The following is a 21,361-nucleotide window of genomic DNA, read 5'->3' as shown; positions in this document are numbered from 1 at the left end:
ACGAGACGACACCGGGGTGTCGGGTCGTCGACGACGTGCGTCGACAGGAGACGTCGGTGCCCGTGGGCCTCGCTCGTGGTCGGTCGGGCCCGGTGCTCAGACGAGCGGGGCGGACGGCGCGATCACGGAGCGATGCCGCGGGGCGCCAGTACTGTCACCAGCCATCGCCGCTCACCTACCTTCCGTCGTGCTGCCGCCGGGCCCGGTGGGGCCGTGGGCCCGCCTGGGCCGTGGGACAGCGTACCCCCGGGGGCCGCGACCGTCGACCGTCGTGCGACGGGAGCGACGGGAGCGACGGGAGCGACGGGAGCGACGGGTCGGGGTGAGGGGAAGGAGGCGCGTGTCGCCGTTGACCCGTGCCTCCCGCGTCCACGATCGGGTTTCGCGACCTGCAGACGGCGTCACTCTGCCACCGGCTCGACGCAGACACGAGCCTGAGTCGCTTTCGTGACCGGATCGATACGGTGGAGCGATGAGCACCGTCGCCGTCACCGTCCTGCCCTCCGCCTCCGCCACCGCCGACTCCGAGGCGTCGTCCGGTGACGCCTGGGGCGTCGCCCCCGCGACGAGGGCGGTGGACGCGACCGACGCCCGCCTGGTCGAGCTCGGCGACGAGACCGACATGATCGTCCTCGGTGGCCGCGTCGACCAGGACGCCCTGCGCGCGGCGATCGAGGAGCACCCCCGCGTCCGCGTCGTCCAGCTGCCGAGCGCCGGGGTCGACGCCTACGTCGAGACCATGCAGGCCACCGCCCGCGACGGCCTGGTCTTCACCAGTGCCAAGGGCGCGTACAGCGCACCCGTGGCCGAGCACGCCCTGGCGCTGACGCTGGCGACGCTGCGCTCCCTGCAGATCAGGGCCCGCGCCTCCTCGTGGGAGCGCGAGCAGCGCGGCATCTCGCTGAACGGAGCGTCCGTCACCATCGTCGGGGCCGGCGGCATCGGCACCGAGCTGCTGCGGCTGCTGCAGCCGTTCGACGTCGAGGTGACGATGGTGCGCCGCACCGACGAGGCCGTGCCGGGTGCCGCCCGGACGATCACGGTCGACCGCCTGGCGGAGGTCCTGCCGACGAGCGACGTCGTCGTGGTCGCCGCGGCCCTCACCGACGGCACTCGCAGCCTGCTCGGTGCCGCCGAGTTCGCCGCCATGAAGGACACGGCCGTGCTCGTCAACATCGCCCGCGGCCCGCTCGTCGACACGGACGCGCTCGTGACGGCACTCGCCGAGGGGCGGATCGGAGCCGCGGGCCTCGACGTGGTCGACCCCGAGCCGCTGCCCGACGGTCACCCCTTGTGGGCCGAGCCCCGTGCGCTCGTCACCCCGCACCAGGCGAACACGAACGACATGACCGAGCCGCTGTTCCAGGCCCGCGTCGAGGCGAACATCCGCGCGCTCGCCGAGGGCGGCGACCCCGAGGGCGTCGTCGACGTCGAGCAGGGGTACTGAGCGCGCACACGGGAACGCCGCGGACCTGGGAGCAGCGCGCGGCCGGGAACGCCGCGCACGCGGCAACGCCGCGGACCTGGGAACGAACCCGCGCCGCACGCGTTAGACCTGGGTAGTCGCCGCGCCGACCCGACGCGACGTTCGCGAAAGGAACCCCCGCATGCCCCTCATCGGAACATCCGACCTCGACGTCTTCCCCCTCGCCCTCGGCGGCAACACCTTCGGCTGGACCAGCGACGAGGCCGAGTCGCACTCGGTGCTCGACGCCTTCGTCGCCGGCGGCGGCAACTTCGTCGACACGGCCGACGTCTACTCGGCCTGGGCCGACGGCAACTCGGGCGGTGAGTCCGAGACGGTCATCGGCACCTGGCTCGCCCAGGGTGGTGCCTCGCGTCGCGACCAGATCGTGCTCGGCACCAAGGTCAGCCAGCACCCCGAGTTCCCCGGGCTCGGCGCCGCCAACGTCGCCGCCGCGGCCGACGCCTCGTTGACCCGCCTGCAGACCGACCACATCGACCTGTACTGGGCGCACTTCGACACCGGCGACGACCTCGCCGAGACCCTCGGCGCCTTCGACGCGCTGCAGAAGGCCGGCAAGGTGCGGCACGTCGGCATCTCGAACTTCTCGCCCGAGCGCATCACCGAGTGGGTCGAGATCGCGCGCCGCGAGGGATTCGCGGCCCCGGTCGCCCTGCAGCCGCACTACAACCTCGTGACCCGCAAGTCCTACGAGCGCGACCTGGCTCCGCTGGCCGCCCTGAACCAGCTCGGCGTGACGCCCTACTTCTCGCTCGCCGCGGGCTTCCTCACCGGCAAGTACCAGAGCCGTGACGACATCGCCGGGGCCCGCAGCGGCAACGTCGAGGGCTACTTCAGCGACGAGGGGCTCGACGTCGTGGCCGCCCTGCGCGACATCGCGAGCGCCCACCAGGTCGAGATCGCCACGATCGCCCTCGCCTGGCTGCAGGCGCAGCCCCGCGTCGTCGCCCCGATCGCCAGCGCCCGCACCCTCGAGCAGCTGCCCGCGTTGCTGGCCAGCGCGAGCGTGGCCCTCAGCGCCGACGAGCTCGCCGCCCTCGAGACCGTCTCGGACCGCGTGGCCGAGTAGCGCCTCCCGAACCGACGACCCGCGCCTCCGGGGCCGCCTCGGCCCGCGACGAGCGGGGGAGCGACGGACCCCGGGGGCGCGGTGCGTGCAGCACCGTCGGCGTACGGTCGAGCGATGAGCAGAGCGACCCCCGACCAGCGGTTCCACGGACGCATCGCCGGCTTCGGCACGGAGTCCGGCACGCGCGTCGTCGTCGGGTTGTGGGACCGTTCGCCGCTCGGCCGCTTCGTCGACGTGATGGTCGAGGGTGCGGACGGCCACCGCACGTTGCTGGCGCCGTCGCAGGCCGTGGCCGACTACGTCTCGTCGACCTACACGTTCGACGAGGTGCGCGTGCAGCCCGTGTCGTGGCGCGGCGTCGACCGGACGCTCCGGGTCTCGGCCGGCCCCGACGACGCGGGCGGCGACGTCCTCGACCTGTCGCTCGAGATCGGGCCCGTGTCCGCGCTCGGCTGGCTGCTGAGGCTCGTGCCCCGGGCGTTCGCGACCCGCCCCGGCTGGCTCACGCTGATCGACCCGGTGGCCCGACTGATCGTCCGGGGTGCCCGCACGGCGGGCACGGCCGGTGGAGGTCGTCGCGAGTACTACGGCGTGACGCTGGCCCGGCGCATCGTCGCGGTCGACGCCCGTCTCGACGGTCGCGCCCTCGGGGCGTTGGCCCCGCTCGACCCGCCCGTGCGGTTCGGCTTCGGCTCGGCGCCCGCCGATCCCAGCCTCGTCGACGTGACGACCACGATCCGCGAGCGCTGACCCCCCGCGCCGCGGTGCCGCCCGGTTCTCCCCTCGGGCGACACGGCGTCACCGCCCGGTGGACGAGGAGGCGCGGTGCGGCACAGTAGGACGCGTGAGCACCGCAGACACCCCCGCGCCCGAGCCGTCCGCCACCGTCCCCGCCGCCGCCGTCGACGCCGGGACCCCCGCCCCGAAGAAGAAGCTGATCCTCAACCTCTTCGAGATGAACTGCGTCGGGCACATCACGCACGGTCTCTGGCGACTGCCGCACAACCACCGCAGCGAGTACAAAGACCTGGCGTACTGGCTCGAGCTGGCCCGCCTGGCCGAGCGTGGCGGCTTCGACGCGATCTTCATCGCCGACGTGCTCGGTGCCTACGACGTGTTCGGTGACAGCCCGGCACCGGCCCTGCTCGAGGGCATCCAGGCGCCCAACAACGACCCGATGATGGTCGTGCCGGCCATGGCCGCGGTGACCGAGCACCTCGGCTTCGGCATCACCTTCTCGACGAGCTACGAGCCGCCCTTCGCGTTCGCGCGGCGGATGTCGACCCTCGACCACCTCACGAAGGGGCGCGTCGGCTGGAACGTCGTGACGTCGTACCTGCCGAACGCCGCCCGCAACTTCGGCCTCGACACCGAGATGCCGAAGGCCGAGCGCTACGCCCGCGCCGCCGAGTACCTCGACGTGCTGTACAAGCTGTGGGAGGGCTCGTGGGAGGACGACGCCGTCGTCGCCGACCCCACCGCCGACGGGCTCGAGCCCGGCTCCGGCGTCTACACCGACCCCGCCAAGGTGCACGCGATCGACCACGTCGGCGAGCACTTCCGCGTCGCCGGCCCGCACCTCAGCGAGCCGTCGCCGCAGCGCACGCCCGTGCTCTTCCTCGCGACGGCGTCGCCGAAGGGCGTCGAGCAGGCGGCCCGCAACGCCGAGGTCGTCTTCACCGGCGGCCCCGCCGTCCGGGCGGTCGGCGCGGCCACGCGCGAGGCGGCGGTCGCGGCCGGACGTTCCGCCGACGACGTGTCGTTCATCGTGCAGGCCGGCGTCATCACGGGCGAGACCGACGAGGTCGTGGCCGAGAAGCTGGCGCTCTACCGCTCGTTCGCCAGCGAGCAGGGCAAGCTGATCCACCGCAGCATCCCCTTCGACGCCCCGGCGCACCCCCGCGACCGGACCGTGCGCGAGGCGCTCGAGGCCGAGGGGCGGCTCGACCACCCGGGAGCCGCCGCGCTGCCGCTCGACATCACGGTGGGGCAGCTGATCGACTCGGTCGACGAGGCCTGGGGCGGCACGTTCTTCGTCGCCGGCACCCCGACCGTCGTCGCGGACGCCGTCGAGCGCTGGCTCGACGACGAGGGCATCGACGGCATCAACCTGCGCCAATACCACTCGTTCGACACGCTGACCGACTTCGTCGAGCTGGTCGTGCCCGAGCTGCGTCGTCGTGGTCGACTGCGCGAGGCGTACGTGCCCGGTGAGACGCTGCGCGAGCGGTTGACCGGTGGCGGACCCCGGCTCCCCGCGACGCACCCGGCGGCGGCCTACCGGCGCTGAGCCCGGGAGGGGCGGCGCGCGTCGGCGCGTCGCTCACGTCCCTCCCGGGGACGTCCCGGTCCGGGGCGGACGCGTCGACGTGGTCAGTGGGCGGCGGGGCTGCGGTACCGAGCCGGGACCGGCGGGACGCGGAGCCACGTGGTCCGGCTGACACCGCGAGCGTCCGACCACTCGACGAAGACGGTGCCGAGGGCGACCAGAGCGTCGAGCTCGACGGGGGTGGCGATGCCGAGGGGGGCCCCGGGGCGCAGCTTGTCGCGACCCCGGACGGGGCCGCCGGGCAGGTCGACGAGCACGTCCCGCGCCGGCCGGCCGACCGTGCGCAGCACGAGGCACGTGCCGAGGGGCAGGGTGGGGTCGCTGCCGTCGTTGGGCAGGTCGAGCCAGGACAGCACGAAAATGGCGGGGCGACGCAGACGGGTGGCGCGTTCGCGGCGGATGCGGGCCGGGTGCGCCGGCGTGGTCCGGACGGTGCCCACGGTCGCGGTGGGGTCGAGGACGAGCGCCGCGTCCGAGGGGTCGTTCGTGCCCGGGCGTCCGGTGTCGGGCTCTGCGGTGTCCATCGTGTTCTGTTCCCCTGGAGTCGTGGTGGCGTGCGTGGTCGTGTCGTCGTGGACGTGACCCTCGAACGGCTCCGTCCAGCGAACCGCACTCCGGGGTGGGGGACAACGGGGCACAGGCACCCAGTACGGGGGTGGGCCGGTCCCCAATGCGGGGGACGCACCCCGGGGGACGCCGTCCGGGGATGTCGCACGGGGGGACGAGGGCCGGGGCCCGGCTCGGCGAACCCGGGTCGTCTGGCTAGGCTCGACGGGTGACCACCGCCTCCTCGTCGCCCGCTCCGTCCGCCGCCGCGAGGCCGTTGAGTCGTCTCGGCTTCCTCACCATCGGCGCCTTCGAGGGCGACGACCCGACCGTCGGACTCGAGCAGGGGCTCGAGTTGTTCGAGCGGGCCGAGGCGCTGGGGCTCGACGGCGGCTGGACCCGCACGCGGCACCTGCAGTTCGGCATCTCGTCGCCCGTCGCGTTCCTCTCGGCCGCGGCGCAGCGCACCTCGCGCCTGACCCTCGGCACGGCCGTGATGCCGCTCGGCTGGGAGAACCCGTTCCGTCTCGCCGAGGACTGGGGCACGGTCGACGTGCTCTCGCGCGGCCGGCTGCAGCTCGGCGTCAGCGTCGGCGAGCCCCGCGCCTACGACGAGGTCGGGCCGCATCTCTACGGGGACGCCGCCGACCACCAGGACTTCTCGTACGGCCGGGTCGAGAAGTTCCTCTCGCTCGTCCGGGGCGAGCAGGTCAGCGCGTTCGAGGGCACCGAGGGCATCGAGGTCTTCACCGGGCGGGTGCAGCCGCAGAGCCCCGGCCTCGCCGACCGTGTCTGGTACGGCGCGGGCAGCCCCCGGTCGGCCGAGTGGGCGGGTCGCCAGGGCCTCGGCATGTTGATCAGCAACGTCAGCTTCGCGGGCGCGCCCGGGCCGATCGAGCCGACCCGCTTCGCGGCGTCGCAACTCGAGCAGATCCGGGCCTTCCGCGCGGTCCACCCCTCGGGTCCGGAGGCGCGGGTCGCCAAGGGCGCGGTCGTCCTGCCCACCGACACGGCCACCGCCGAGCAGCGTGCGGCGTACGAGGCCTACGCGTCCTCCCGTCGCGACCGCACCACCGTGGCCCACGGACCCCGCGGCATGATGTTCGACCGCGACCTCGTCGGCCCGTCCGAGTGGATCGCCGAGCAGCTGCACGAGAACGCCGCGATGCGCGAGGTCGACGACCTGATCGTCGAGCTGCCGTTCGACTTCGGACTCGCCGAGTACACGCAGGTGCTGACCGACGCCGCCGAGCGCCTCGGCCCGCTGCTCGGCTGGCAGGCCGCCGCCCGAGGCGAGTGAGCGCTCACTCCCGGCGGTGGGGCTCGCCTAGACTCGACGCAGCACCCCGAGCCGAAGGAGTCTCCATGCAGAACTGGGCCGCCAACGTCGAGTACTCGACGACCGACCTGCGTCGCCCCACGAGCATCGACGAGCTGCGTGACGTCGTCACCGGCAGCCGTCGGGTCAAGGCCCTGGGCTCGCGCCACTCGTTCAACCGGGTCGCCGACACCGACGGCGTCCTCGTCTCGCTCGATGCGCTCGAGACCCCGGTCGAGGTCGACTCGGCCGCCGGCACGGTCCGCGTCGGTGCGGGCACGACGCACGCCGCCCTCGCGGGCGAGCTGCAGCGTCGCGGCCTCGCCCTGCACAACCTCGCCTCGCTGCCCCACATCTCGGTCGCCGGAGCGGTCCAGACCGGCACGCACGGTTCCGGCGTGCGCAATCCCGCCCTCTCGGCCGGCGTCCGCGCCGTCGAGCTCGTCCGCGCGGACGGCAGCCTCGAGACCGTCCGCCGCGGTGACGACGCGTTCGGCGCCTCCGTCGTCTCGCTCGGCGCCGTCGGCGTCGTCACGAGCCTCGAACTCGACACCGTGCCGACCTTCGACGTCGAGCAGACCATCCACGAGGACCTGCCGTGGGCGGCCGCTCTCGAGCACCTCGACGCCGTGCTCGCCGGCGCGTACAGCCTGAGCTTCTTCACGCGGTACGACGGCGCGGGGGTCGACCAGGTCTGGTCGAAGCACCGGGTCGGCGACGCGGTCGGTCTCGACCTCCGCGACCTCGGTGCCGTGCGGGCCGACGCGACCACGCACATGATCCCCGGGGCCGAGACCGCGGCCGTCACGCAGCAGGGCGGCGTGGCCGGCCCGTGGCTCGAACGCCTGCCGCACTTCCGCTTCGACTTCACGCCGAGCGCCGGCGAAGAGATCCAGAGCGAGTTCCTGATCCCCGCCGAGCACGCCGCCGCCGGGATCGAGGGGCTCCGTGGCATCGCGCACACCTTCGCCGACGTGCTCATGGTCAGCGAGATCCGCACGATCGCCCCGGACGACGCCTGGATCAGCCCGAGCGGCGGACGTCAGAGCGTGGCCTTCCACTTCACCTGGCACCGCCGCCCGGACGAGGTGCTCGCCGTGCTGCCCGAGATCGAGCGGGTGCTCGGTGCCTTCGACGCCCGCCCGCACTGGGGCAAGGTCTCGACCGCCACGCACGCCGAGCTGCGCCGGGTGTTCCCGCGTCTCGGTGACTTCGCCGCCCACGTCGCGTCGGTCGACCCCGAGGGCCGCTTCCGCAACCCGTTCCTGTCCGCGTCCGTCCTCGGAGAGCCCGCGCATGTCTGAGCCCACCCCCGTCGCCCCCGTGCCGCCGCACGGCACCGTGCCCCCCGTCGTCGAGCCCGCACCGGGGGCGCCGCCGACCGCTCGCCTCGTCACGTCGCCGGTGCCGGTCTCCGGCGCGCAGGTCGTGCTCGAGCGGGACGGCTACCGGGCCGAGATCGCCGGGGTCGGGGCCACGCTGCGCACGCTCACGTTCGAGGGCCGCGACCTGGTCGTGCCGTTCGCCGCCGACGAGGTGCGGCCGGGCTTCCGCGGGGCCCTGCTCGCCCCGTGGCCCAACCGCGTGACCGACGGACGCTACGAGCGAGACGGGGTCGAACACCAGCTGCCCCTCAACGAGGTCGAGCGCGGGCACGCCCTGCACGGCCTGGCCCACTGGGCCGACTGGACCATCGACCAGGCCCAGGCCGCGCGGGCCTCGGCCTCGTTCGTGCTCGTGCCGCGCGACGGCTACCCGTGGCGGCTGGCGCTGTCGGTCGTCTACGAGCTGACCGACGACGGGCTCACCACGACGGTCACGGCCCGCAACGCGGGCACGGGCGTCGCCCCCTACGGCACGGCGCCGCACCCCTACCTCATCGCCGGCGAGGGTCGCGTCGACGACTGGTCGTTCACGCTGCCCGCCGCGAGCTACCTCGAGGTGACCGACGACCGCCTCGTCCCCGTCGGCACGCGGCCCGTCGGTGACCGTGACGGCTTCGACTTCCGCGACGGGCACCCGGTCGGCGACCTCTTCGTCGACCACGCCTTCACCGACCTCGCGTTCGGCACCCCTGACGGCGACGCCGGTGGGGGCCCCGGTCAGGAGGCGCGGGTCACCGCCACGGTGACCGCGCGCGACGGCCACGGCGTCACCATGTCGTGGGGGACCGAGCTGCCCTGGGTGCAGGTGCACACCGCCGACCGTCCCGAACCCGAGAACGACCGCGTCGGGTTGGCCGTCGAGCCCATGACCTGCCCGCCGGACGCCTTCAACTCGGGTGACGACCTCGTGCTGCTCGCCCCGGGCGAGGCCCACACGGCGAGCTGGACCATCACCGCGTTCTAGCGCGGCCCGACACCTCCGAACCAGCACGACACCCCACGAACCCGGGGCGTCGCGCTGGTTCGGGGGTGTCGCGCCGGGCCGCCCTCAGACGGCGACGGGTTCGGTCTGCCAGGTCATGGCCGACACCGTGCCGGGCAGGCAGCGTTCGAGGGCGGCCTCGAGCGCCCGGCGCGTGCGGCGTGCCGTCAGCTCGTCCCGGACGACGACGTCGAACCGCAGGGCCTCGGGCAGCTCGGTGAGCAGCACGGTCCCGGCGTCGGCGAGCTGCACGAGGTACTGGCCCACCTCGACCTTCGCGGCCCGGTGCTCGGCGAGCAGGCGGCGCGACAACCAGAACAGGCCGGCGGCGTCGTGCGCCGTGTGGACGGTCGCGGTCGCGGTGATCATGGGCACACTGTGACGTGACGACCGCTCACGCGCGTGAACGGCGTGTGGCGAACGTGTAAATCCTGTCGCGACACGCCGGGCGCCGACCGACTTGACAAGCACCTGGACCTCGTTCAGTATTGCCCAGCACCACCGATGTGAGCGCTCACATTCTCAGGTCAGCGCTCGACCGTCCCCGCGACGGGCCATCCCGCTCCACTCCGCGACACCCCAGCCACACGTTTCCTGACGAAGAGGTCAACCGTGAACAGCTCCTCCCTCCGCCGCCCGGCCGCCCACCGGGCCGTCCGCACGTCGCCCGCCCCGCGCCTCCTCGCGGTCGCCCCGGCCTGACGTCCCCCTCAGCCCCGACGGGCAGGCCTCGCGCACCCGTCGGCCCGGCGCGTCCCCGGCCACCCGAGCCGTCGAGCGCCCGCACCACAGAGATCCCCTCACAGCACCATCACCCGTCATCGACGACGCCGTCGAGATGACACCTGACACGAATGGAACAACCGTGAAGAAAAAGCTCCTCGTCGGCATCGTCGCCGTCGGCATGGCATTCTCCCTGGCCGCCTGCTCCGGCGGCGGCGGCGGACGCGGCGGTGACGCCGGCGGCAGCAGCAGCGGCGACAACGCCGGTGCGCTGGTCGGCGTCGCGATGCCCACCAAGGTGTCCGAGCGCTGGATCAAGGACGGCGACGCCGTCAAGAGCGCCCTCGAGGACAAGGGCTACAAGGTCGACCTCGAGTACGCCGACAACAAGATCCCCCAGCAGGTCCAGCAGATCAGCAACATGATCACCAAGGGCGCGAAGGTCCTCATCGTCGCCTCGATCGACGGTGGCTCGCTCAGCGACCAGCTCGACTCGGCCGCCAAGGCCGGCATCAAGGTCATCTCGTACGACCGCCTGCTGACGGGCAACGAGAACGTCGACTACTACGTCTCGTTCGACAACTACAAGGTCGGCGTCGACCAGGGCACCAGCCTCCTGACCGGTCTCGGCCTCGCCGACGCCGACGGCAAGAAGGTCGACGGCGCCTCGCCCAAGACCATCGAGGTCTTCGCCGGCAGCTCGGACGACAACAACGCCACCTTCTTCTTCAACGGCGCGATGGACACCCTGAAGCCCTACATCGAAGACGGTTCGCTGACGATCGGCTCCGGTCAGGACCAGTTCACGCAGGCCGCCACCGCGGCATGGGCACCCGGCCACCGCCAAGGCCCGCATGCAGAACCTGATCGCCTCGACCTACTCGGGCGGCACCAAGCTCGACGGCGTGCTCTCGCCCTACGACGGCATCTCGATCGGCATCATCTCGGCGCTCGAGGGTGCCGGCTACACCAGCGACGCCCTCCCGGTCATCACCGGCCAGGACGCCGAGGCCGCCTCGGTCAAGTCGATCATCGAGGGTCAGCAGTACTCGACCATCTACAAGGACACGCGTCAGCTCGCCGACCAGTCCGTGGTGATGGCCGACGACCTGCTCACCGGCAAGACGCCCGAGACGAACGACGACAAGACGTACGACAACGGCGTGAAGGTCGTCCCGACGTACCTCTTCCAGCCGACCATCGTCACGAAGGACAACTACAAAGAGGTCCTGATCGACAGCGGCTACTACACCGAGGCCGACCTCAAGTAGGTCCCTCCCCTGCGAGAACCGAGGAGGCGCCGGTCGCCGACCAGCGCCTCCTCGCTTCTCTGCTCCCCAGCGGCACCCACCCGACACACGGAAGAAGGAACACGTGGCGAACACGATCCTCGAGATGCGGGAGATCACCAAGACGTTCCCCGGCGTCAAGGCCCTGCAGGACGTCACGCTCGAGGTCGAGCGCGGCCAGGTCCACGCGATCTGCGGCGAGAACGGCGCCGGCAAGTCGACGCTCATGAAGGTGCTCTCGGGCGTCTACCCGAGCGGCTCGTTCGACGGCCAGATCCTGCTCGACGGCCAGCCCGTCGACTTCAAGAACATCAACGACTCCGAGGCCGCGGGCGTCGTCATCATCCACCAGGAGTTGGCGCTCAGCCCGTTCCTCTCGATCGCCGAGAACATCTTCCTCGGCAACGAGCAGTCCAAGAACGGCTTCATCGACTGGAACAAGACCAACCTCGACGCCGCCGGCCTGCTGGCCCGCGTCGGCCTGCGTGACAACCCGGTCACCAAGGTGGTCGACATCGGAGTCGGCAAGCAGCAGCTGGTCGAGATCGCCAAGGCGCTCTCGAAGCGCGTGAAGATCCTCATCCTCGACGAGCCCACCGCCGCCCTGAACGACGACGACTCGGCCCACCTGCTCGACCTGATCAAGAGCCTGCAGGGGCAGGGCATCACGTCGATCATCATCAGCCACAAGCTCAACGAGATCAAGGCGATCGCCGACAAGGTGACGATCATCCGCGACGGCAAGACGATCGAGACCCTCGACATGCACGCCGACGAGGTGTCCGAGGACCGCATCATCAAGGGCATGGTCGGCCGCGACCTCGAGAGCCGTTACCCGGCCCACGAGTCGAAGGTCGGCGACGAGCTGCTGCGCATCGAGGACTGGACCGTCCACCACCCCCTCGACTCGACGCGCGAGATCATCCACCAGGCCAACCTCGCCGTGAAGGCCGGCGAGATCGTCGGCATCGCCGGGCTGATGGGCGCCGGACGCACCGAACTCGCGATGAGCGTCTTCGGCAAGAGCTACGGCACCGGCATCTCGGGCACCGTCTACAAGCGCGGCGAGAAGATCGACACGTCGACGGTCAGCAAGGCCATCGCCGCGGGTCTCGCCTACGCCACCGAGGACCGCAAGAAGTACGGCCTCAACCTGATCGACGACATCACGCGCAACGTGTCCGGTTCGGCCCTCGGCAAGCTCGCCAACTGGGGCTTCGTCAACCGGTCCGAAGAGAGCACCGTCGCCGAGCGCTTCCGCAAGAGCATGAACATCAAGGCGCCCACCGTGGCGTCGGTGACGGGAAAGCTCTCGGGCGGCAACCAGCAGAAGGTCGTGCTGTCGAAGTGGATGTACGCCGACCCCGACGTGCTCATCCTCGACGAGCCCACCCGTGGCATCGACGTCGGCGCCAAGTACGAGATCTACACGATCATCAACCAGCTCGCCGACGCGGGCAAGGGCGTCATCGTCATCTCGTCCGAGCTGCCCGAACTGCTCGGCATCTGCGACCGCATCTACACCCTCTCGGAGGGGCGCATCACGGCCGACGTTCCGATCGCCGAGGCGACCCCCGAATTCCTCCTGAAGTACATGACCCTCGAACGAGAGAGCCCCGTCAATGAGCGCGCCTAGCCCCACCCAGGCCACCGACCCGAAGCCCACGGGCGGGTCGCCCACCTCCCGTCAGCCGCAGTCCGGTTCGGGTGGCAACCCGATCACGGGTGCCGTCTCGTACCTCGGCGGGCAGCTGCGCCAGATCGGCCTGTTCATCGCGCTGATCGTCATCGTGCTGTTCTTCCAGGTCACCACGAACGGCATCACGCTGGCACCGATCAACGTGTCGAACCTGGTGGTCCAGAACAGCTACATCCTGATCCTGGCCATCGGCATGGTGATGGTCATCATCGCCGGCCACATCGACCTCTCGGTCGGCTCCATCGTCGCCTTCACCGGCGCCATGGCCGGCGTCATGATCACCCAGTGGGGCCTGCCCTGGCCGCTCGCCGTCGTGCTCTGCCTCGTGCTCGGCGCCCTGGTCGGGGCCTGGCAGGGCTTCTGGATCGCCTACTTCGGCATCCCGGCGTTCATCGTCACCCTGGCCGGCATGCTCGCGTTCCGCGGTGCCGCCCAGATCGCCCTCCAGAGCCAGCAGATCTCGCCCTTCCCCCAGGGGTTCCGCGACATCGGGTCGGGCTTCCTGCCCGCCTTCGGCACGACCGGGTACGAGCCGCTGACGCTCGTCCTCGGCGCCGTCGCCTCGTTGGCCCTCATCGGCACCGGCCTCCGCGGCCGTGCCACGCGTCGCAAGTACCAGCTCGAGGACGAGCCCTTCCTGTGGTTCATCACCAAGATGGTCTTCACGGTCGCCCTGGTCATGTACGTCGGGTTCCTGCTCGCCAGCTACTCGGGCACCCCGATCGTCCTGGTCGTGCTCGCGGTGCTCGTCGTCGCGTACTCGATGATCATGAAGAACTCGGTGTTCGGCCGTCACGTCTACGCGATCGGTGGCAACCTGCACGCCGCCGAGCTGTCCGGCGTCAAGACGAAGCGCGTCACGTTCCTGCTCTTCGTCAACATGGGCGTCATCGCCGCCCTGGCCGGCGTCGTCTTCACCGGCCAGCTGAACCTCGCCAGCCCCAGCGCCGGCAACGGGTTCGAGCTCGACGCCATCGCGGCCGTGTTCATCGGTGGCGCCGCCGTCACCGGCGGCATCGGCACGGTCACCGGCGCCATCGTCGGTGGTCTCATCATCGGCATCCTGAACAACGGCATGTCGATCCTCGGCGTCGGCACCGAGTACCAGTCCCTGATCAAGGGCCTCGTGCTGCTCGCCGCGGTCGCGTTCGACGTCTTCAACAAGCGTCGCGCCGCCTCGTCCGGCAAGTAACGAGCGGTCACCATCCGCGAGAGGCGCGGTTCCCGGTCACGGGAGCCGCGCCTCCTCGTCTCCCCGCCCCCGGCGGGCACCGACCAGACCGCAGGAGGCGCGGGCCGGCCGCACACGACGCCACCGTCCCGAAAACCGAACCGAACTAGGATCACCTCGTGGCAACCCTCTTCGACGTCGCGGCCGCAGCCGGCGTCTCGCACCAGACCGTCTCGCGGGTCGTCAACGGCGACCCGACGGTCCGTCCCGCCACCAAGGCCAAGGTCGACGTCGCCATCGACGAGCTCCACTACCGGCCGAGCCTCACCGCCAGGGCGCTGGCCAGCCGCAAGACGAGGTCGCTCGGCGTGATCAGCACGGGGTTCCCGTTCTACGGGCCGTCGAGCACGATGCACGGCTTCAACGGTGCCGCCCGACGAGCCGGGTACCAGGTGTCGATGGCCACCCTCGACGTCGACGACCGGCAGGGCATGCGGCAGGCCCTCGACTCGCTGGTGGGCCAGAACGTGGCGGCCATCGTGCTCATCGCGCCCGACGCCGAGGCCCTCGAGGTGCTGCGGCGTTCCGGGGTGTCGGTGCCGCTGGTCACCGCCGACAGCGAGGCCGAGGACGGCCACCACACGGTCTCGTTCGACCAGGCCGCCGGGGCCGAGGCGGCCGTCGAGCACCTCGTCTCGCTCGGTCACCGCCGCATCGCCCACGTCGCCGGGCCCGACGGGTGGATGGACGGCCGCGACCGCGAGCGGGGCTGGCGCGAGGCCTGCGAACGGCTCGGCGTCGACTCGACGGTGCTGCTGCGCGGCGACTGGACCCCGGGCTCCGGTCATCGCATCGGCCGAGAGCTGGCCGGACGCGACGACGTCACGGCCGTGTTCTGCGGCAACGACCAGATGGCGCTCGGCGTCGTGCACGCGTACGTCGACGCCGGTCGGGTCGTGCCGCGCGACGTGAGCATCGTCGGCTTCGACGACATCCCCGAGGCCGAACACTTCGTCCCGCCGCTGACCACCGTGCGGCAGGACTTCGAGCCACTCGGGCGCCGACTCATGACGACCGTCGAGGCCGTGCTCGCCGGCGACGAGGCGCCCGTGGCGGCACTCGACCCCGAGCTCGTCGTCCGCCGCTCGACGGCGGCCCCGGCCCGCTGACCGACCCCGAACCGCCCGTGCGAGATTGCACGGTCCCACTCGCTCATGTGAGAATGTGAGCGCTCACTTTCGCATCAGGACAAGGACGTTCCATGGCTGAGACCGCCATCCCCTCCGACCCGTCGCCCGCGGCTCCCGACCCCGCCGGCGCCTCGGCCGAGACGTACGTCGTCGGCGTCGACTACGGCACGCTCAGCGGCCTCGCGGTCGTCGTGCGCGTGCGTGACGGCGCCGAACTGGCCAGCGCCACGTTCGAGTACCCGAACGCGGTCGTCGACCGCACGCTGCCCGGAACGGGCGAGCGCCTGCCCGCCGACTGGGCCCTGCAGGTGCCGTCCGACTACGTCGACGTGCTGAAGAACGCCGTTCCCGAGGCCCTCCGCGCGTCGGGCGTCGACCCCGCCGCGGTCGTCGGCATCGGCACCGACTTCACGGCCTGCACCATGGTGCCGACCACCGCCGACGGCACCCCGCTCAACGAGCTCGACCGCTTCGCCGGCCGCCCGCACGCGTTCGTCAAGCTGTGGCGTCACCACGCCGCGCAGGGCCAGGCCGACCGCATCAACGAGCTGGCCGCGTCGCGGGGCGAGTCGTGGCTGCCCCGGTACGGCGGGCTCATCTCGAGCGAGTGGGAGTTCGCCAAGGGGCTGCAGCTACTCGAAGAGGACCCCGAGGTCTACGCCGCGACCGAGCACTGGGTCGAGGCCGCCGACTGGATCGTCTGGCAGCTCAGCGGCCGCTACGTGCGCAACGCCTGCACCGCCGGGTACAAGGGCATCTACCAGGACGGCGAGTACCCCAGCCGCGAGTTCCTCGCCGCCCTCAACCCCGACTTCGCCGACTTCGCCGAGACCAAGGTCGTGCACGAGATCGGCGCCCTGGGCGACGTCGCGGGCACGCTGACGGCCGAGGCCGCCGGCTGGACCGGACTGCCCGAGGGCATCGCCGTGGCCGTCGGCAACGTCGACGCGCACGTCACGGCCCCGGCCGCCAAGGCCACGCAGCCCGGCCAGATGGTCGCCATCATGGGCACGAGCACCTGCCACGTCATGAACGGCGACAAGCTCGCCGAGGTGCCCGGCATGTGCGGCGTCGTCGACGGTGGCATCGTCGACGGCCTCTACGGCTACGAGGCCGGTCAGTCCGGCGTCGGCGACATCTTCGCCTGGTACGTGAAGAACCAGGTGCCGCAGTCGTCGGTCGACGACGCCGCGGCGGCCGGCAAGAGCGTGCACCAGCACCTCACCGACCTCGCCTACGAGCAGCCCGTCGGGGCCCACGGCCTCGTGGCCCTCGACTGGCACAGCGGCAACCGCTCGGTGCTCGTCGACCACGAGCTGAGCGGCGTCATCGTCGGCCAGACGCTCAGCACGACGCCCGAAGAGGGCTACCGGGCCTTGCTCGAGGCCACGGCGTTCGGCACGCGCCGCATCGTCCAGGCCTTCGAGGAGTCGGGCGTGCCGGTCACCGAGTTCATCGCCGCCGGCGGTCTGCTGAAGAACAAGCACCTGATGCAGACCTACAGCGATGTGCTCCGCATGCCGATCTCGACGATCACGAGCGAGCAGGGCCCGGCCCTCGGGTCGGCCATCCACGCCGCCGTCGCCGCGGGTGCCTACCCCGACATCCGCTCGGCGGCCGAGGCCATGGGCAGCGTCGACCGGGCGACCTACGTCCCCGACGAGGCCGCCGCCGACGCCTACGACGCGTTGTACGCCGAGTACCTCCTGCTGCACGACTGGTTCGGTCGGGGCGGCAACGACGTGATGCACCGCCTGCGGGCGATGCGTCGCGAGGCGACCCGCGCCTCCTCGGCTCCCTCGGCGACGACCGAGGGCGGTGGAGGCACGGATGCCGTCGAACAGGACGCCACCGCCTCCGCCACGAGCGACGCGCAGGTGACCGCATGACCGGCTGGATCGACCGCTCGACGCAGGCGGCCATCGACGCCACCCGAGAAGACGTCGCCACCCTGCACGCCGAGCTCGTGCGCTACGGGCTCGTCGTCTGGACGGGCGGCAACGTGTCGGGTCGCGTGCCCGGCACCGACCTCTTCGTGATCAAGCCCAGCGGGGTGCTCTACGACGACCTCACGGCCGAGAACCAGATCCTCTGCCGCCTCGACGGCACCGTGGTCGAGGGCACGCCGGGCAGCGACCGCAGTCCGTCCAGCGACACCGCCGCCCACGCCTACGTCTACCGCACCATGCCGCACGTCGGCGGAGTCGTGCACACGCACTCGACCTACGCCACGGCCTGGGCCGCGCGCGGCGAGGCGATCCCGTGCGTGATCACGGCGATGGCCGACGAGTTCGGCGGCGAGATCCCCGTGGGGCCGTTCGCGATCATCGGCGACGACTCGATCGGCCGCGGCATCGTCGCGACGCTCGAGGGGCACCGCAGCCGGGCCGTGCTGATGCAGAACCACGGCGTCTTCACGATCGGCAAGGACGCCCGCGACGCGGTCAAGGCCGCCGTCATGACCGAGGACGTGGCCCGCACCGTCCACATAACCCGCCAGCTCGGCGAACCCATCCCCATCCCGGCAGAGAGCATCGACGCCCTCTTCGACCGGTACCAGAACGTCTACGGACAAGCACCCGCAGGAGAACTGAAGTGACGAACGACACCCTCGACCCCACCGCCTTCCTCGCCTCACGCGAGGTCTGGTTCCTCACCGGCAGCCAGGGCCTCTACGGCGAAGAGACGCTCCAGCAGGTCGCCGACCAGTCGCGTGCCATCGCCGACGAACTCGCCGCCGCCTCCGACGTGCCCGTGCGCCTCGTCTGGAAGCCCGTCCTGACCGACGCCGACGCGATCCGTCGCACGATGCTCGAGGCGAACCTCGACGACTCGGTCATCGGCGTCACGGCCTGGATGCACACCTTCAGCCCGGCCAAGATGTGGATCGGCGGCCTCGACGCCCTGCGCAAGCCGCTGCTGCACCTGCACACGCAGGCCAACGTCGCGCTGCCCTGGGCCGACATCGACTTCGACTTCATGAACCTCAACCAGGCCGCCCACGGCGACCGCGAGTTCGGCTACATGCAGACCCGTCTCGGGGTGCCCCGCAAGACCGTCGTCGGCCACGTCAGCGACCCGCGCGTGCAGCAGCAGGTCGGCACCTGGATGCGCGCCGCCGCGGGCGCCTCGGCCATGCGCTCGCTCAAGCTGGCACGCTTCGGCGACAACATGCGCTTCGTCGGCGTGACCGAGGGCGACAAGACCGAGGCCGAGCTGGCCTTCGGCGTCCAGGTCAACACCTGGGGCGTCAACGAACTGGCCGAGGCCGTCGCCGCGGCGTCCGAGACGGCGATCGACGCGCTCGTCGCGGTGTACGAGGCCGAGTACGACGTGGTCCCCGCGCTGCGGGCGGGCGGCGAGCGTCACCAGTCGCTCCGAGACGGTGCGGCGATCGAGATCGGTCTGCGCTCGTTCCTCGAAGAGGGCGGGTTCAGTGCCTTCACGACGAACTTCGAAGACCTGGGTGCACTCAAGCAGCTGCCCGGCCTCGCGGTCCAGCGCCTGATGGCCGAGGGCTACGGCTTCGGTGCCGAGGGCGACTGGAAGACCTCGGTGCTGGTGCGTGCGGCCAACGTGATGGGCGCCGGGCTGCCGGGTGGCGCCTCCTTGATGGAGGACTACACGTACCACCTGGTGCCCGGCGAGGAGAAGATCCTCGGGGCGCACATGCTCGAGGTCAGCCCGGCGCTGACGTCGGGGCGCGCCTCCCTCGAGGTGCACGCGCTCGGCATCGGCGGCAAGGACGACCCGGTGCGCCTGGTCTTCTCCGCCGACCCCGGCCCGGCCGTCGTCGTCGCGATGAGCGACGTGCGCGACCGCTTCCGCCTGACGGTCAACGTGGTCGACGTGGTCGACCCCGACGAGGACCTGCCGAACCTCCCGGTGGGGCGCGCGGTGTGGAAGCCCCGTCCGTCGTTCGCCGTGTCGGCCGAGGCGTGGCTGACGGCCGGCGCCGCCCACCACACGGTCATGTCGACCGCGGTCGGGCTCGAGGCCTTCGAGGACCTCGCCCGCATCGTCGAGACCGAGCTGCTCGTGATCGACGAGGACACCCGCATCCGCGACTTCCGTCACGAGGTCGCCTGGAACGCCGCGTACCACCGCCTCGCCCGCGGCCTGTAGGCCGCGCCCGGCTCGCGCCCTCCGCGCATCGAGTGGTCCCGGATCGTCCTTCGCCCCACGGCGAACGACGGTGCGGGACCATTCGTCGTCGCGATGGCCGGGCCTGCTCGACCGCGTCTGCCCCGAGGAGGCGCGGGTCTAGATCCAACCGAGATCTCGCGCGTCCGAGGCGGCCCGTCCGCGGTCGGGCGCCCCGACCTTGCGGACGGCGGACGAGATCAGGTTGCGCACCGTGCCCTCGGCGAGGTGCAGCTCGGCGGCGCACCGTCTGGTCGAGAGCGACCGGTCGACGAGGCGCAGGACGTCACGCTCGCGTGCCGTGAGCGGGCACGCCTCGGCGCGGAGGACCGTGGCCGCCAACCTCGGGTCGACGTGGTCTTCTCCGGCAGCCGTTCGCCGGACGACGGCGAGGAGTTCGTCGATGCTCGCCCGCTTCGAGACGACCGCGTCGATGCCCGACTGGACGATCTGACGGACGAGCACGGCGGGTAAGCGGCGACCCAGGACGACGACGGCGTCGTGCCCCTCGCGCAGTCGCCGGGCGGCGTCCACGACGTCGGGGTGGTCGTCGGCGTCGATGACCAGCACGCTCCACGGGGGTGGCCCTGGTTCGGAGCAGGGCTTCGCGGAATCGTGGATCGCGACAGCTTTCAGCCCCGGCGTCACACGGATGCACGCCTCGATCGCCGACCGCGTCAGCACCTCGTCGGCGACCACGCACACGTCGATCGGCCCGTCGGTCGACATGGCATCCCCCTACTCGTCATCGACTTCGTGACCAGTATGTCTCATGACGTCGACATGACGGATGCGTGGTGACTTCGTGACGGCCGTGACTTTCGAGTCGAGCTGCCGATGCCGAGACTCGGAGGTGTCTCGTCGACTCGACGTGGGAGGAGGGAACGCATGAAGAAAATCGAGAGCACGACGCTCAAGCCGGGTAGCGCAGCACGCTGCAACGGCGGATGCCTCTGCACCTGACATCCGGGGCGGGCCGCCCATCGGGCGGTCCGCCTTCCCCGTCAGTCCGGTGACCGCATCTCCCGAAAGTCGACATGTCCCTTCCCATCTTCACCCTCTTCGAGGTCGTCCGATACGAACGTCTTTGGTCGGCGCTCCGCGCCGCCGGGCCCGCTGCCGCGTGGCGACTCATGAACGACATCGCCCGGTTCGACCTGCCCGCCTACGACTCGATCGCCGACCCGTCCGACACGAGCGCCGGCATGGCGGCCAAGGCCCGTGCCGCCATGGGGGGCTTGCCAGGTCTCGCCTCCGTCGACATCGACGCTGCAGCGGGGCGATATGGCGACTACGGGCCTCGGATGCAATTCGAGTCGACGTTCGTCACGCTGTGGCTCGACGACCGAGCTCGGCTGGACGAGGTCGTCGAGGTTCGTGGCGGCGAGCACCTCGAGGAGGCGAGGGAGCACGGCCGTGGCGCCCTGGCCTTGCCCCTGCACTTCGGGGCGTCCTACGTCGTCCCGCCGATCATCGCGCACCGACACCCCACGCGCTTCGTCTTCAACAGGATGAACTTCGACGAGCTCCGGGATCGGGCGTTTCCCTCTCTCGATGTCGACGCCTTCGCCATCGACGACGACGCGACCTTCCGAAAGGGGCTCCGAGCGCTCAAGGACGGGCTCGTCTTCGCAATGTTCCCCGAATACGATCCCAGAGGCCGAGGCCGTCACCACACCGTCGTCCCGTTCCTGGGGGCTTCCGTCGTCGCACCGCAGGGGCCGGCCCTCATGAGTCGTGCCGCGGGCGCAGCCATGCTGCCGATGCACCTCGACCGGACGGGAGAAGCTCACTTCGTCCTGACGATCCACCCGGCGATTCCCGCCCCGACAGATGACGTCGAGGTCCAGGGGTCGACGGTCGCGTTGTGGCGACTCATCGAGAGGCTCATCCTCGACGGCCGCGCCGGCGACTGGGAGATGTGGACCGACTTCGATCTGATGCGGACGGAGTCGGCGGCATGAGCACGGTTCCGCTCGTCGAGATCCGAGAAGTGTCACGGCTCTTCGAGAGCCGAGGTGGGAGACCGCC

Annotated in this window: 17 protein-coding genes and 1 pseudogene; 15 read left to right on the top strand and 3 right to left on the bottom strand. The window is 71.4% G+C overall.

The window, feature by feature from the left end; translation table 11 throughout:
* Window positions 1–472 precede the first annotated feature (472 nt).
* The 4 genes from OVA02_RS15755 (at window position 473) to OVA02_RS15740 (ending at window position 4,845) form a co-directional block, all read left to right on the top strand.
* The gene (locus tag OVA02_RS15755; RefSeq protein ID WP_056046749.1) at window positions 473–1,447 is read left to right on the top strand and encodes a D-isomer specific 2-hydroxyacid dehydrogenase family protein; all 975 of its coding nucleotides are present in this window, start codon (window positions 473–475) and stop codon (window positions 1,445–1,447) included.
* 160 nt (window positions 1,448–1,607) lie between these two features.
* Window positions 1,608–2,555 carry an aldo/keto reductase gene (locus tag OVA02_RS15750; protein ID WP_267658788.1) on the top strand — a complete coding sequence of 316 codons (948 nt, stop codon included), beginning with the start codon at window positions 1,608–1,610 and terminating at the stop codon, window positions 2,553–2,555.
* Between the two features lie 114 nt (window positions 2,556–2,669).
* Window positions 2,670–3,305, top strand: a complete 636-nt coding sequence (locus OVA02_RS15745) for a hypothetical protein (protein ID WP_056046745.1) — start codon at window positions 2,670–2,672, stop codon at window positions 3,303–3,305.
* A gap of 94 nt (window positions 3,306–3,399) precedes the next feature.
* Window positions 3,400–4,845, top strand: a complete 1,446-nt coding sequence (locus tag OVA02_RS15740) for an NtaA/DmoA family FMN-dependent monooxygenase (RefSeq protein ID WP_324289753.1) — start codon at window positions 3,400–3,402, stop codon at window positions 4,843–4,845.
* Window positions 4,846–4,928: 83 nt separating this feature from the next.
* Here the strand turns inward: OVA02_RS15740 and OVA02_RS15735 are convergent, their stop codons facing one another.
* Window positions 4,929–5,408 carry a hypothetical protein gene (locus OVA02_RS15735; protein ID WP_056046743.1) on the bottom strand — a complete coding sequence of 160 codons (480 nt, stop codon included), beginning with the start codon at window positions 5,406–5,408 and terminating at the stop codon, window positions 4,929–4,931.
* Window positions 5,409–5,659: 251 nt separating this feature from the next.
* On the opposite strand from OVA02_RS15735, the gene OVA02_RS15730 reads away from it, so the two are divergent.
* From OVA02_RS15730 to OVA02_RS15720, 3 genes are all read left to right on the top strand, one after another.
* Complete coding sequence (locus tag OVA02_RS15730; RefSeq protein WP_056046741.1) at window positions 5,660–6,730, top strand: LLM class flavin-dependent oxidoreductase; 1,071 nt, start codon at window positions 5,660–5,662, stop codon at window positions 6,728–6,730.
* Window positions 6,731–6,795: 65 nt separating this feature from the next.
* Window positions 6,796–8,052, top strand: coding sequence for an FAD-binding protein (locus OVA02_RS15725; RefSeq protein WP_056046739.1), 1,257 nt, complete (start codon window positions 6,796–6,798; stop codon window positions 8,050–8,052).
* Window positions 8,045–9,097 carry an aldose 1-epimerase family protein gene (locus tag OVA02_RS15720; RefSeq protein ID WP_267658787.1) on the top strand — a complete coding sequence of 351 codons (1,053 nt, stop codon included), beginning with the start codon at window positions 8,045–8,047 and terminating at the stop codon, window positions 9,095–9,097. Before OVA02_RS15725 ends, OVA02_RS15720 begins: the two co-directional genes overlap by 8 nt.
* A gap of 84 nt (window positions 9,098–9,181) precedes the next feature.
* On the opposite strand, the gene OVA02_RS15715 is transcribed toward OVA02_RS15720, so the two are convergent.
* Window positions 9,182–9,484: a hypothetical protein gene (locus OVA02_RS15715; RefSeq protein WP_056046737.1), complete on the bottom strand. Its 303-nt coding sequence runs from the start codon at window positions 9,482–9,484 to the stop codon at window positions 9,182–9,184.
* Window positions 9,485–9,953: 469 nt separating this feature from the next.
* On the opposite strand from OVA02_RS15715, the pseudogene chvE reads away from it, so the two are divergent.
* The 7 genes and pseudogenes from chvE (at window position 9,954) to araA (ending at window position 19,312) form a co-directional block, all read left to right on the top strand.
* Window positions 9,954–11,109: pseudogene (gene chvE / locus OVA02_RS15710) on the top strand (multiple monosaccharide ABC transporter substrate-binding protein).
* A gap of 103 nt (window positions 11,110–11,212) precedes the next feature.
* The gene (gene mmsA, locus OVA02_RS15705; protein WP_056046732.1) at window positions 11,213–12,763 is read left to right on the top strand and encodes a multiple monosaccharide ABC transporter ATP-binding protein; all 1,551 of its coding nucleotides are present in this window, start codon (window positions 11,213–11,215) and stop codon (window positions 12,761–12,763) included.
* On the top strand, window positions 12,750–14,018 hold the full coding sequence (gene mmsB / locus OVA02_RS15700) for a multiple monosaccharide ABC transporter permease (protein ID WP_082460334.1): 1,269 nt from the start codon (window positions 12,750–12,752) through the stop codon (window positions 14,016–14,018). Before mmsA ends, mmsB begins: the two co-directional genes overlap by 14 nt.
* 158 nt (window positions 14,019–14,176) lie before the next feature.
* A complete protein-coding gene (locus OVA02_RS15695; protein WP_267658786.1) occupies window positions 14,177–15,166 on the top strand; it encodes a LacI family DNA-binding transcriptional regulator in 990 nt (329 codons plus the stop codon).
* 92 nt (window positions 15,167–15,258) lie between these two features.
* On the top strand, window positions 15,259–17,076 hold the full coding sequence (gene araB / locus OVA02_RS15690) for a ribulokinase (protein ID WP_267658785.1): 1,818 nt from the start codon (window positions 15,259–15,261) through the stop codon (window positions 17,074–17,076).
* Window positions 17,073–17,786, top strand: a complete 714-nt coding sequence (locus OVA02_RS15685; protein WP_043595113.1) for an L-ribulose-5-phosphate 4-epimerase — start codon at window positions 17,073–17,075, stop codon at window positions 17,784–17,786. The genes araB and OVA02_RS15685 overlap by 4 nt, the downstream gene beginning before the upstream one ends.
* The gene (araA, locus tag OVA02_RS15680; protein ID WP_056046727.1) at window positions 17,783–19,312 is read left to right on the top strand and encodes an L-arabinose isomerase; all 1,530 of its coding nucleotides are present in this window, start codon (window positions 17,783–17,785) and stop codon (window positions 19,310–19,312) included. The genes OVA02_RS15685 and araA overlap by 4 nt, the downstream gene beginning before the upstream one ends.
* Window positions 19,313–19,450: 138 nt before the next feature.
* On the opposite strand, the gene OVA02_RS15675 is transcribed toward araA, so the two are convergent.
* Window positions 19,451–20,059 (bottom strand): response regulator transcription factor, encoded by a 609-nt coding sequence (locus tag OVA02_RS15675; protein ID WP_056046725.1) that lies wholly within the window; start codon window positions 20,057–20,059, stop codon window positions 19,451–19,453.
* Window positions 20,060–20,367: 308 nt separating this feature from the next.
* Here OVA02_RS15675 and OVA02_RS15670 point away from each other — a divergent pair, with 308 nt between their 5' ends.
* Window positions 20,368–21,294, top strand: coding sequence for a lysophospholipid acyltransferase family protein (locus tag OVA02_RS15670; RefSeq protein WP_056046723.1), 927 nt, complete (start codon window positions 20,368–20,370; stop codon window positions 21,292–21,294).
* Window positions 21,295–21,361: the final 67 nt, after the last annotated feature.

Origin of the sequence: Frigoribacterium sp. SL97 (assembly GCF_026625765.1) — a bacterium.
Taxonomy (GTDB): Bacteria; Actinomycetota; Actinomycetes; order Actinomycetales; family Microbacteriaceae; genus Frigoribacterium.
Note: the sequence above shows the minus strand (reverse complement) of the source record. Positions and strands in the feature narration are given on the sequence as shown.